The 13,520-nt window shown below is 44.3% G+C and carries 7 protein-coding genes, 1 tRNA gene and 1 riboswitch; of the genes, 3 read left to right on the forward strand and 5 right to left on the reverse strand.

The window, feature by feature from the left end; translation table 11 throughout:
• The first annotated feature begins 31 nt into the window (after positions 1–31).
• Entirely contained in the window at positions 32–1,825 is a 1,794-nt protein-coding gene (locus tag AACQ79_RS01915) for a PglL family O-oligosaccharyltransferase (RefSeq protein WP_373433179.1), read from the forward strand.
• Between the two features lie 114 nt (positions 1,826–1,939).
• Here AACQ79_RS01915 and mgtE read toward each other — a convergent pair whose 3' ends face one another.
• The 3 genes from mgtE to AACQ79_RS01930 form a co-directional block, all read right to left on the reverse strand.
• Positions 1,940–3,316 (reverse strand): magnesium transporter, encoded by a 1,377-nt coding sequence (gene mgtE, locus AACQ79_RS01920; protein WP_088731551.1) that lies wholly within the window; start codon positions 3,314–3,316, stop codon positions 1,940–1,942.
• Between the two features lie 166 nt (positions 3,317–3,482).
• Positions 3,483–3,878 carry a hypothetical protein gene (locus tag AACQ79_RS01925; protein WP_017050669.1) on the reverse strand — a complete coding sequence of 132 codons (396 nt, stop codon included), beginning with the start codon at positions 3,876–3,878 and terminating at the stop codon, positions 3,483–3,485.
• 849 nt (positions 3,879–4,727) lie between these two features.
• The gene (locus AACQ79_RS01930; protein WP_170899653.1) at positions 4,728–5,849 is read right to left on the reverse strand and encodes a pyridoxal-phosphate-dependent aminotransferase family protein; all 1,122 of its coding nucleotides are present in this window, start codon (positions 5,847–5,849) and stop codon (positions 4,728–4,730) included.
• 178 nt (positions 5,850–6,027) lie between these two features.
• Positions 6,028–6,203: riboswitch (Lysine riboswitch) on the forward strand.
• Between the two features lie 109 nt (positions 6,204–6,312).
• Between AACQ79_RS01930 and lysC the strand changes: the two genes are divergently transcribed.
• A complete protein-coding gene (gene lysC / locus AACQ79_RS01935) occupies positions 6,313–7,665 on the forward strand; it encodes a lysine-sensitive aspartokinase 3 (protein ID WP_017043419.1) in 1,353 nt (450 codons plus the stop codon).
• 66 nt (positions 7,666–7,731) lie between these two features.
• Here lysC and metH read toward each other — a convergent pair whose 3' ends face one another.
• Positions 7,732–11,409 carry a methionine synthase gene (metH, locus tag AACQ79_RS01940; RefSeq protein ID WP_170899654.1) on the reverse strand — a complete coding sequence of 1,226 codons (3,678 nt, stop codon included), beginning with the start codon at positions 11,407–11,409 and terminating at the stop codon, positions 7,732–7,734.
• 116 nt (positions 11,410–11,525) lie between these two features.
• Here metH and AACQ79_RS01945 point away from each other — a divergent pair, with 116 nt between their 5' ends.
• On the forward strand, positions 11,526–12,872 hold the full coding sequence (locus AACQ79_RS01945; RefSeq protein ID WP_013857902.1) for a cation:proton antiporter: 1,347 nt from the start codon (positions 11,526–11,528) through the stop codon (positions 12,870–12,872).
• 534 nt (positions 12,873–13,406) lie between these two features.
• On the opposite strand, the gene AACQ79_RS01950 is transcribed toward AACQ79_RS01945, so the two are convergent.
• A tRNA-Asp gene (locus AACQ79_RS01950) sits at positions 13,407–13,483 on the reverse strand.
• Positions 13,484–13,520 lie beyond the last annotated feature (37 nt).

The following is a 13,520-nucleotide window of genomic DNA, read 5'->3' on the forward strand; positions in this document are numbered from 1 at the left end:
AAAACGGTAAAGTAAAGAAACCAGCAAGTGGTTGCTGGTTTCTTTTAATTGGAACGCGAGACCTATGGCAACATTGCATCTAAGCGGTACACAACTTGAAGCACAAACACCCGCCATCCCCTTAAACAAACCCTTTTTGCTTTCGATTGGCATTCTCTATTTACTGGCAATGCATTTTTTTATGCCCAACCCTGGTGGCTCAGGTCTAGCTTTATCTTTTAATCCAACCACTTGGCTTGCCCTTAGTTTTACGCTCTCATTAGGTCTGTATCAACTCGCATCTAACCGTAGGTTACGCTATTCCAAACTGACCATCGGTCTTTTCATCAGTTGTACCATCATGACGATTCCGCTGCTTTATACGAATGCTCAAATTGAGTCGTCGTTGAGTCGAATGTTAGGACTATGGACTGGGCTGCTTTTTTTTGTATTGCTGCAACAATTTCGTTTTAGTAACAAACATAAGCAGCGATTACTCTGGTTTATCGTACTCGCGGTATTGATTGAAACTCTATTTGGTCTGTACCAATACTTTTTGCTTTCACCCGATAATATTTTTGGCTACAACACCCTCATCAACCGCCCTTACGGCATTTTTCAGCAACCGAATGTGATGGCGAGCTTTCTCGCGACAGGGCTAGTTATGTCCGGCTATTTACTGGCTCGTCAACCGAAAAAGTACAATCAGCATGTTAGCGAAGTGAGCCTACTTTATGTCACTCCACTGCTCACTGCACCGTTGCTGGTGATATTAGCCTCACGCACTGGCTGGATTGGCGCGGCACTCGGCACGCTTTTTGTTCTGCCTTACCTATTTAAATTTTCGACGCCTAAACGGTTTTGGGGATGGAGCGCTGCAACGCTATTGGGTATTGCTTTAGGGTTTGTCGCTGTCTATTCCCAAGGCACGGGCGATTTTCTAGAGAATAAGGCTGATTTAGAGAGCCCTCGCCGTTATACCTTTCCTCAAACCATCGATATGGTCATAGAAAAACCCTTCACGGGTTATGGCTATGGCAAGTTTGAATCTGAATATTTGCTTTATACTGCAAGGCAACACCAATTAAACCCTAGCTACCAACCGGGGTTGGCGTCGATGGATCATCCTCATAATGAATTACTATTCTGGGCAGTGGAAGGCGGTTTGTTACCTACGCTAGGGATCACACTGGCCATGCTTTTCGTGCTCATGCGGATGTATTCGGCCAAGAAAGGGACCAGGCTTGCGATGTTCGCCCTTTTCATCCCTATCGTGTTGCACAGCCAACTCGAATACCCATTTTACCATTCTGCCATTCATTGGATAACCTTCATTATTCTGCTTTTTTGGGTTGATCAACGCGTGGCTAAATACCGTTCGGCCCCTTTTGGCCTTATCAGTAAATCCCTGTTTCGAGTATTGAGTTTAGTAGTGCCGATTTTGACTGGCTTTTATATGCTCAGCGCACTGCACAGTAATTACGTGCTTACCCAATTTGAGAAATCTCAACCCAAGAACCCGGATATCCTACAAAAGGTGACGAACCCTGTGGTTTGGAAAGACCGTTTTGATTGGGATGTCTACAGCACTTACCTCAACATTGGCCTGTATAATCAAGATCCTAAATTGATTACGCCATACATCGACTGGTCATTGGCCATCATAAAACATAAACCGCGTCCTGCTTTTTACAATAATCTGATCTTGGCTTACCAAGGCATTGGTGACGAAAGCCGCGCCGAGCAAATTCGCTCCGAAGCCGCATTTTTGTTCCCCAATATGGATTTCAGTGAGGTGCAATATAGCCCGCCAACCAGTTCGGCTGATCGTTCGTCTGCCAATTAAATCGAGCATATGAGCCTTATTCATAAAAAAAGCTTTCCCAAAAATAGAGAAAGCTTCTGACCGTTGGGCTTATTTCACACTCCAACCAGTAGATCTCACTGCCGGATGAGTGGCTTACGTCACTGGTGGAAAATCCAACACCATGGTAGCAACGCTGAAATAGATGATCACCCCGATAGAATCCGCAATGGTCGTGATCAACGGAGCACTGGCTGACGCAGGATCGAGCTTAAACTTATTCAGAATGAACGGAAGGAGCATTCCAACAATACAGCCAATAATCACCACAATTTGCATCGTTACCGCAACGACAAAAGCGATATCACTGCCGCCTCGCCAAAAACCCAATAAAGAGACAGCAATGGCCATTGTTGCCCCTAATAACGCCGCAATCCCTAACTCTCGCACCAACATGGATAGCCAATCTTTCATCACCACTTCACCAGTGGCTAAGGCTCGAACCATCAACGTAGCTGACTGGGATCCTGCATTACCGCCGCTATCAATCAACAGTGGTAAGAAGAAGACCAAGGCGACATAGGTTTGAATCGTCTCCTCAAAGTACGCAATACCGGCACCAGAAAAAAGATTACCAAAGACTAACAACACCAGCCAAAACACACGTTTCTTGTACATTAGCCATACGCTGGCTTCTTTAAGGTTACCGGTAAAACCAACCGCAGCGACTTTATGAAAATCCATATCCGCTTGCTGCTCGGCCACGTCCATCGCATCGTCATAAGTCACTATACCGACCAAACGAAATTGCTCATCAAAAACAGGCACCGCAAGTAAATCGTATTTACTGATGGCTTGCGCTGCACACTCTTGATCTTCATCGGCTCGCACAAACACTGTCTCTTTGGTCATGATGTCAGAGACAAGCGAGGTCGGTTGTGCCAGCACTAAATCCTTAAGCGAAAGTGTACCAAGTAAGCGATTCTGTTTATCAATCACATACGCTTGATAGATGGTTTCCCTCTCGTTGGCCATTTCACGTAAACGCGCAATCGCCTGCTGCACATCATCATCAGCGTTTAACGTCGCATAATCTGTCGTCATGATGGAGCCGACCGAGCCTTGAGGGTAAGCTGCAAGTTGTTGTACATCTTGCCGCTCTTGTTGATCCAGTAGAGCAAGTAGCGGCGGTTGGCGCGTCTCATCCAAGTGAGCATATAAGTCAGCCCTTTCATCATGGGGCATAACTTGAAGCACTTTCGCAAGCGCTTCGAGCGGCATTCTCTCCACCACTTTTTCTCTGATAGGCTCAGAAAAATACCCCAATAGCGCCGCTTGACGAGCGATTGGCATCAATTGCACCAGCTCAAAGACATCCTCTTCGCTCAAGGTCTGATTAGCCAACTGCTCAGCGAAGACTTGAGCAATATCAGCGATAGGATACTGTTCCATTAATTGATTTAAGTTTAATGGGTCACGATTAAAATTAATCGCAGCGAGTTCTAACGCTATTTTTTGTAATTTCATTATCATATCTCAGCCGATATTTAACTTTAAAAATAAACATAATAATTTTAAAGCTTATTTTTAGAATCAATGTATTCAATGAATAACTTAAATTTTAAGCACACTGTTCCAATCTCACTAAAATTTCATTTAGTGAAGTTGAGCGACTTATTTTAAAGTTTGTTAATATTTATTATATAGAATAGGCGCCAATCACTCGATTCCGACTATCGATGATAGGAATCATAGGCAAATGACTGTCTAATAATAACTTTCTAGCTTGAACCTTATCCATTAAGGCCGATACGGCAATATCGCTTTTGTGCATAATATCTTTCATGATGATATTCATCTGTGATACCACCACCTTGCTTAAATAAACAAATCCTAAGTATTCACCTGCATCACCAGAGATAAAGATAAGGTTTAAACGCTTATCGGTTAAGGACGATGAGCGTAGAATCGCAATCACCGCCTCTACAGATAGCGATGCGCCTACACAAATAAAGTTGTTATCCATTTCGGTTTGAATAGAGTGAGCAGCAGGTAGCCGGTTGCCCATAGCTAATGATGTGTTGTACATAACCATCTTTGTATCTCCTTGAAACTATCAAGGCAAAGAAACCAAATTATGCAGAAAATCCACGTAACTGAGCTGCAATAAGCTTATACCATCAAGCTCAAGCATTCCCCGCCTTGAACAAGCAAGTTAGGAGAAGATAAAGTCAGTCAAATAGAGAAGCCGTGTACTTGCGAAAGTTCTAGCGGTGTACAGATGACACGCAAGAAATTCAAAAGCATTCACGCTCTAGCCAGTAGAAACGCTGTATTGAATAAATCATATGATCGACTTAAACAAACACGATACTCTATAAAAAGAGTGTGATATTGACAGGAGAGAACAAGAAAAGGAGCTTCGTTAGTATGAATACCAACTTAGCAAAAGCGAGGCTTTAAATGAAAAGTTGGCAACAAAACGTAGGCTTTTCTACTAACCAGAAAATACCACACTTGGATAATCGACTACTCGACGAGTCCATAGGTTTCTATTGCACCTCTAAAAAGTTAATAATAAGTATGCTTTCTCAGCGCGGTTATCCTAACGCAGATAAAATAATGGTCAACCAAAACAATCGAACAATGTTCATTTTTTACAATACCATGACAATACAAAGTAGCATCCAAACCGGTTCTAATATTTAGGCCACAAACTTTAGCATCGTATATTTATTATAAATACACAAAATGCCACTTATATTCATAGGAGTAATTAAACCATTAACGGAAGAATTTATCTTAAGACATCAATCACGAGTATTCCACTCACGCTAGGGAAGAGCTAACAATAAAAATGAATTTTATGATTGATGCTGAGACGAACAACGTTCGGCATCAGCATCACTAAAAAGGAGCAAATGCTCCCTTATGTGTTTTTTTGCTAATTTGTTAATGACTCTTCTAACGCCCGTAGGCATAAGGCCACGTTTTCACTGCGCGCCCCATACCCCATTAGACCAATACGCCACGCTTTACCCGCTAAAGTGCCAAGGCCTGCGCCGATCTCCAAGTTGTATTGATTGAGCAAATGCGCTCGCACTTTAGCCTCATCAACCCCTGTTGGAATATAGATCGCATTCAATTGCGGTAAACGACAATCTTCAGCAACGACAAATTCAAATCCTAATTTTTCTAGGCCCTGCTTTAATTTGTCATGCATCACACGATGACGTGCCCAAGCCTGCTCTAGACCTTCGTTTCTCAACACCAGTAAGGCTTCATGCAATGCGTACAAACTGTTAACTGGCGCAGTGTGGTGATAACTGCGTTTGCCTGCACCGCTCCAATAACCAAGCACTAAGCTTTGATCTAAAAACCAGCTTTGAACGGGGGTTGTGCGAGATTGAATTTTTTCAATCGCTTGCGCTGAAAAAGTCAGTGGCGATAAACCCGGAGGGCACGATAAGCACTTTTGGCTCCCAGAATAGACGGCATCGAGCTGCCATTGATCCACATAAAGTGGCACGCCGCCTAAGGATGTCACCGCATCTACAATACTCAGCATGTTGTTTTGCTTAGCCAGCAAACCTAATGCTTGCGCATCACTCAATGCACCAGTTGACGTTTCTGCATGGACAAATGCGAGAATTTTAGCATCAGGGTTAGCCTGTATGGCTTGCTCGACTTTATCGAGCGAAACGGGGGCTCCCCACTCATCATCCACCAGCACCACTTCTCCGCCACAGCGCACTACATTCTCGCGCATACGCTCGCCAAAAACGCCATTGCGACACACGATGACCTTATCTCCCGGCTCAATCAGGTTGACAAAGCACGCCTCCATACCAGCGCTGCCCGGCGCGGAAACCGCGATGGTAAACTCATTTTCCGTTTGAAAAGCGTATTTAAGCAGCTGCTTTAGCTCATCCATCATCTGGATAAAAAGCGGATCTAAGTGGCCAACGGTCGGCCTGCTCAGCGCTTGTAATACTTGGGGGTAAATATCTGACGGGCCTGGCCCCATCAAAATTCGCTGGGGTGGGTTAAAACTGGTAATGGACATAGTTGCTCCTTGCTTGCGGCCAAATACGAATACCCAGAGTAAAACAAATCTGCTGATGCAACAATTCGACCGAAGTCTAGAGGTCAAACCAGTGTCACACTCTGGTTAATTTTATTTTACATTTGGACTTAATTAGCGATTGACATTAACAGTTCAAAAACGTTCAATGAATGAGCTATCTAGCAGAAGAGGAGCACTGCCCAGGCAGATGTTTTGTGGAGCCTCAACTCCAATACAAAACATTAATGGGGAGCAGTGCCGAGATAAACCAAGGTTGTGGATTTGGTTTATCGGTTGAATGGGCTGAATCCCTTCAACTGTCATCAGCAACCCTGATGAAGAGCTTCTGAGGTAAACCAATCATAAAAACACCTCTTTATTTGCTCTAGAAAAACTCTCTTCAAACATTGGACGTTGGTACACCAACACTATTTTTATTTCAGGAAGTCGTGGGAGAAATGCCGTGAGCGCATTCAATGTCGCCAAATTTGGCGGAACAAGCGTTGCTAACTTTGAAGCAATGAGCCTTTGTGCCGCTGTGATCGAAAATAATCCAGAGACCAAATTAGTCGTGAGCAGTGCCTGCTCTGGCGTGACGAATTTATTGGTTGAATTAGCCAATGGCGTACAAGATGCCAATCAACGCTTAAGTATTATCAAGCAGTTAGCTGATATTCATCATGCGATTATTGATAAACTTGCCGACCCGCTACAAGTTGAAAAAGAGGTACACTCAATTTTAGATATGGTGGCCAGTGTCGCAGAAGCGGCCTCTTTTCAAGCGAGTAAAAAACTGACCGATCACTTAGTGGCTTGTGGCGAGTTAATGTCGACCTTCATTCTGACGCAATTACTGCGTGAACGTGGCATGGATGCGATCCGTTTTGATATTCGAGAAGTGCTGCGTACTGATGATCACTACGGTCGGGCAGAACCGCAATTAGAACAGATCCAGCAATTAGCCCAAGAGAAGTTAACACCACTTTGTCTGCAACACGTAGTGGTAACTCAAGGTTTCATCGGCGCTGATGAGCAAGGAAATACAACCACATTGGGCCGAGGCGGCAGTGATTATTCTGCGGCCTTGATCGCCGAAGCGGTACAAGCTTCTGGCTTAGAAATTTGGACTGATGTGCCGGGGATTTATACGACCGACCCTCGCATTGCGCCTAAAGCCGCTCCGATTGCGGAAATAAGCTTTAGCGAAGCATCGGAGATGGCAAACTTTGGCGCTAAGATTTTGCATCCATCGACGTTGCTGCCCGCGCTTCGCCACGATATCCCTGTGTTTGTCGGCTCCTCAAAAGAGCCTGAAAAAGGCGGCACTTGGATCCGTAAACGTGTGGAAAGCTCACCTCTATTTAGAGCCTTGACCCTACGCTGCAATCAAACCATGGTTACGCTACGCAGCGCTAGCATGTTTCACGCATACGGCTTTCTTTCGAAGGTGTTTGAAATTTTAGCCAAACACAAAATTTCGGTGGATTTGATCACCACCTCTGAAATCAGCGTCTCATTAACATTAGATAAAACCGATACCTCAGGTGGAGCGCCTGAACTGCCTCAAGCGGTGCGCTTAGAATTAGAAGAGCTGTGTAAAGTTGAAGTCGAACATAATCTGTGTTTAGTTGCGCTGATCGGCAATAACATGAGTGAAAGCAAAGGCTATGCAAAACAAGTTTTTAGCACCTTAGAAGATTTCAATTTGCGTATGATTTGCTATGGTGCCAGCCCGCACAACCTCTGCTTTTTATTACACGAGTCGGTTTCTAAAGCGGCAATTCAGAAACTTCATCAAGATTTGTTTGAACGATAAAACCACATTGAGTAGTTACACGCTGAATAAAAAACAGGTTGGCTTAGCCAACCTGTTTTTTATTACTTAATCTAAATTCGGCCCAAGCCATTTTTCCGCTTCTTGTGCATTCCAACCTTTACGTTGCGCGTAATCTTGCATCTGATCTTGCTGAATTTGTGCAATGGCAAAATAACGAGAGTCCGGATGCGAGAAGTACCAACCTGACACCGAAGCACCCGGCCACATAGCGTAACTGGTGGTTAAAGACATATCGATGGCTTGCTCAACCTGCAACATCTCCCACAAGGTGCCTTTTTCCGTATGCTCAGGACACGCTGGATAGCCCGGCGCTGGGCGTATACCTTGGTATTTCTCACGGATCAAATCATCGTTCGACAACTCTTCGTCAGCAGCATAGCCCCAAATTTCTTTACGAACTTGCTGATGCAAATATTCCGCAAAAGCCTCAGCAAGACGATCAGCTACCGCTTGGATCATGATGGCGTTGTAGTCATCGCCTTGCGCTTTATATTGGTCTGCTAATTCTCGCTCACCAATTCCGCCTGTCACGGCAAATGCGCCGATCCAATCTCGTTTACCACTCTCCTTTGGTGCAATGTAATCGGACAAGCAGTAGTTATAACCTTTGGGCTTTTCGGTTTGTTGGCGTAAGTGATGCAGAACATGAGCAACCTCGGTGCGCGATTCATCGCGATACACTTCGATATCATCTCCCACACTCGCGGCCGGGAATAAAGCGCAAATACCGCGAGCCTTGAGTAGCCCTTCTCGCTCAACTCTATCAAGCAATGCATTAGCATCATGGAATAAACTTTGCGCTTCCTCTCCCACCTCTTCGTGTTCAAAAATCGTTGGATATTTACCCATCAATGACCATGTCATGAAAAATGGTGTCCAGTCGATGTAACGACGAAGGGTAGCCACATCAAAATCATCAAACACATGTACGCCCAATTTAGCCGGAACTGGCGGCGTATAGTTATCCCAATCGATAACCGCTTTATTTGCCCTTGCCACTTCTAATGAGACAGGCTTAGTTCGGGGGGTTTTACGGTGATGTTGATCACGCGTGCGTTCATAGTCGATGTTTAATTTTTCCACAAAAGCAGGACGTAACTCATCAGAAAGAAGCGAAGAACAAACGCCTACTGCGCGCGAAGCATTGTTCACGTACACAACTGGCTGGTGATAATTTTGCTCAATTTTAACTGCGGTATGTGCTTTAGAGGTGGTTGCTCCGCCAATCAAAAGCGGTAATTTAAACCCTTGTCGCTCCATTTCTTTAGCGACGTGCACCATTTCATCTAAAGAGGGAGTGATGAGGCCGGATAACCCAATGATGTCGACATTCTGTTCTTTCGCGACTTTGAGGATCTGCTCGCATGGCACCATAACGCCGAGGTCAATGATTTCGTAGTTATTACACTGCAAAACGACGCCAACGATATTTTTGCCGATGTCGTGTACATCCCCTTTAACTGTGGCAAGAAGGATTTTGCCATTATTGGAACCCGCTTGCTTAAGCGCGTTGATGTAGGGCTCTAAATGCGCAACGGCTTGCTTCATAACGCGCGCCGATTTCACTACTTGCGGCAGGAACATTTTCCCTTCGCCAAAGAGGTCGCCGACCACGTTCATTCCATCCATGAGAGGCCCTTCGATCACATCCAATGGGCGAGTGGCATTTTGACGAGCTTCTTCCGTATCTTCAACAATATACTCGGTGATACCTTTGACCAACGCATGCTCTAAACGTTTTGCGACTGGCCATGAACGCCATTCAAGCGCACTGGCATCCTCTTCCTTACCGACACCTTTGTTCGCATATTCAGCCGCAATATCCAGTAAGCGTTCAGTGCCATCGCTGCGGCGATTGAGAATGATATCTTCGACTGCTTCACGCAGTTTCTCAGGCACGTTATCGTAAATCTCAAGCTGACCGGCATTGACGATACCCATGTCCATGCCGTTTTTAAAACAGTGATAAAGGAATACAGCATGGATCGCTTCACGCACATAGTTGTTACCGCGAAAAGAGAAAGAGACGTTGGAAACCCCGCCGGAAATCATCGCATAGGGTAAATTACGTTTGATATCAGCCACGGCTTCGATAAAGTCCACAGCATAATTATTATGCTCATCAATACCAGTCGCAACCGCGAAAATATTGGGATCAAAAATGATATCTTCAGCAGGGAAACCAACCTCATCAACCAAAATTCGATAAGCTTTGGTACAAATTTCAAGTTTTCGCTCACGGGTATCCGCTTGGCCTACTTCATCAAACGCCATCACGATCACAGCAGCACCATAGCGGCGAATGAGTTTAGCTTGTTCAACAAACTTCTCTTTTCCCTCCTTGAGGGAAATCGAGTTCACAATCCCTTTGCCTTGAATGCATTTGAGACCTGCTTCAATTACCTCCCACTTAGAAGAATCAACCATGATTGGTACTTTGGAAATATCCGGCTCAGAAGCGCATAAATTGAGAAAGCGGACCATGCAAGCTTGCGCATCCAACATCCCTTCATCCATATTGATATCGATGATTTGTGCACCGTTTTCGACCTGCTCTCGAGCAACATGCAGCGCCTCATCATATTGCTCATCTTTGATTAAACGCTTAAAACGCGCAGAACCAGTGACGTTAGTTCGCTCACCTACGTTGATGAATAAGCTCTCTTTGGTAATCGTCAGCGGCTCTAGACCGGATAGACGACAAGCCACTGGAATATCGGGTAACGCTCTTGGTTTCACACCTTCGACCACTTTTGCCATTTGTCTAATGTGCTCAGGAGTGGTTCCACAACAGCCACCAACAAGGTTCAAGAATCCTGCTCGCGCCCATTCCCCGATGTGCTGCGCCATCTCATCGGCTTCAAGATCATACTCACCGAATGCGTTAGGCAACCCCGCATTGGGATGAGCCGAGACATAACATTCGGAAATACGTGATAGCTCTTCAACGTATTGGCGCAATTCATCCGGACCGAGTGCACAGTTCAAACCAAATGAGATAGGCTCAACGTGTCGCAGTGCATTATAAAAGGCTTCGGTTGTTTGCCCAGAAAGCGTTCGACCAGAGGCATCGGTGATTGTCCCTGAGATCATCACGGGCAGTTTGTAACCCAACTCTTCAAACACACAATCCACCGCAAAGGCACAGGCTTTAGCATTTAAAGTATCGAAAATAGTTTCAATCAAAATTAAGTCGCTGCCGCCACGAATTAAAGCACGTGTTGATTCTGAGTAAGCTTCAACTAATTGCTCAAAGCTGATATTTCGAAAACCAGGGTCATTCACGTCAGGGGAGAGCGAGCAAGTGCGGTTTGTTGGCCCTAGCACTCCTGCTACATAACGAGGTTTCTCAGGCGTTTTCGCCGTCCATTCGTCAGCAGCTTCGCGTGCAAGTTTTGCAGCAGCGAAATTGATCTCATCGCTAATGGCTTGCATATCGTAGTCGGCCATTGCGATGCTCGTCGCGTTGAAGGTATTCGTCTCGAGGATATCAGCACCTGCTTCCAAGTAAGCACTATGAATTTCTTTGATTAACTGAGGCTGCGTCAAGACGAGAAGGTCATTATTTCCTTTCAGATCGCTTGGCCAATGGGCAAAGCGATCTCCGCGGTAATCTTGCTCTTCCAATTTATAGCTCTGAATCATGGTGCCCATGCCACCATCAATCAATAATATTCTCTGTTGCAATTGAGCTTCAATTTGACTTCTAACTTCTCTTCCCACAGTACAGCCTCATTCCTTTTGGTTATTCGCTCATCCTATCATATAACCATTAGAAATCTAGACGTCTAAACTTCACTTTAATTATCGTTTGATACATCGGCAATCATGGCTAAAAAGTGTTTGCTATTTGTACATCATCCAAGGAGAATTTCATTCATATTTTGTTACACGACGAGAAAACAATGTCTGTCTATTACACTTTATGCTTCCTATCAGGAGCAGCAATGTTGATTGCCTTTCTAAACAGTAAGATAGGCAATATGCAAACCACTATCGCCATTACAGCAGGATCGATGATGTTGTCATTATTGATCTTAGTTGCAGGTCAAAATGATTGGTTTCATCTAACTCAAATAGCGACAGAAACCGTCAACAGTATTAACTTTGAAAATTTTCTGCTCAAAGGAATACTCGGTTTTCTACTTTTCGCTGGCGGCCTAGGCATCAAATTACCCAACCTAAAAGATCAGAAATGGGAAATTGCGGTTCTTGCGCTAGGCGCAACGCTATTTTCAACCTTCTTCATCGGTTTTGGACTATACGCCTTCTGCCAATTTATCGGTATTCACTTCGATCTCGTTTACTGTCTGCTATTTGGTGCACTCATATCACCAACAGACCCAATAGCCGTATTAGCTATTGTTAAAAAGTTAGATGCACCAAAACGTATTTCAACCCAAATCGAGGGAGAATCGCTCTTTAATGATGGTTTTGGTTTGGTTATCTTTGTCACTATTTTCACTATTGCATTTGGTACAGAAGCACCAACCATAGGTAGTGTAACTATGTTGTTTATTCAAGAGGCAATGGGGGGCATCCTGTATGGCCTAGCTCTTGGGCTATTATTCCACTACCTCATCAGCGCCACCGATGATCACTCAATGGAACTGCTTTTAACCATTGGTATACCGACTGCTGGCTATGTTTTTGCAGATGTTATTCATGTTTCCGGACCTTTAGCTATGGTTGTATCAGGGATAATGATTGGCAACTGGACACGCTTCATTGGCTTTTCAAAAGAAAGTGAAGAACACCTTGACCACTTTTGGGAATTGGTTGACGAATTTTTGAATGGTGTGCTCTTCCTACTTATCGGTATGTCGATGCTACTTTTCAAATTCCATGAAGAGGACTGGATATTGATGGCTTTCGCCATTCCTCTTGTCTTATCTGCTCGCTATCTAAGCGTTTTTTTCTCTTACATCGGCTTCAAGCGTTACCGCTCCTACAATCCATGGTCAATAAAGATACTAACTTGGGGAGGGCTACGAGGTGGGCTAGCACTAGCAATGGCACTTTCTATCCCATCTGGCATATTAGTTATCCCAGACAAGCTTATTGATGTAAAAGAGATAATCCTTGTTATGACATACGCTGTCGTGGTGTTCTCAATACTTATTCAAGGTTCAACAATTACCCCATTAATAGACAAAGCAAAACAAGCTGAAAAGTCGTCAGTTTAGAAAGAAAACTGTCAGTAATGACTGATCAAATCAATTTTATCCCTAGCCGATGTTCTAGAACATCGGCTTTGCTATCTTTACTTTGTTGCTCCTCTCTCTATATCTACTGTAATACCAATTTAAAAAATATGATCTAATTAAGGCTGTGAACTATGGTGAAATATCACTATGGATAGCTTTAGTAACACTTATTTTAAAAAGCTGGCGAACCCTATTCAAATGAAGGTGTGATGATGGCTCTCGCACACCCCAAAGAAAGTCATTCACATACACAAATAATCACACAATAGCTTAAAGTCAGCCGAACAAGTTTGAACAAACAGGTTCAATGATTATTGAAGAAGGGCGCCAAGTAAAATTACGGACCGGTAAGCGAGCCCTAGCTAATCAGAGTGTTACGGATTACAAGGAGTGAATATGTAAGTATGCGTGGAATTGATTTTTAGAAGACGGCAGTGAGAGTGATAAAAAATAAAATGCTATTTTACTCAAACGAAAAAAACCCAGCTATTACTAGCAGGGCTTCTTAATAAGTGGCGGAGCGGACGGGACTCGAACCCGCGACCCCCGGCGTGACAGGCCGGTATTCTAACCAACTGAACTACCGCTCCGCAGCGTGTCTGGTTAGACAATATTCAAAGCCTGGCG

Source organism: Vibrio sp. 3-2(1) (assembly GCF_963887575.1).
GTDB lineage: Bacteria > Pseudomonadota > Gammaproteobacteria > Enterobacterales > Vibrionaceae > Vibrio > Vibrio anguillarum.

Coding starts and splice junctions, on each gene's coding strand:
- mgtE (WP_088731551.1), bottom strand. CDS start 3,316: ATGATAATGAAATTACAAAAAATAGCGTTAGAACTCGCTGCGATTAAT.
- AACQ79_RS01925 (WP_017050669.1), bottom strand. CDS start 3,878: ATGGTTATGTACAACACATCATTAGCTATGGGCAACCGGCTACCTGCT.
- AACQ79_RS01930 (WP_170899653.1), bottom strand. CDS start 5,849: ATGTCCATTACCAGTTTTAACCCACCCCAGCGAATTTTGATGGGGCCA.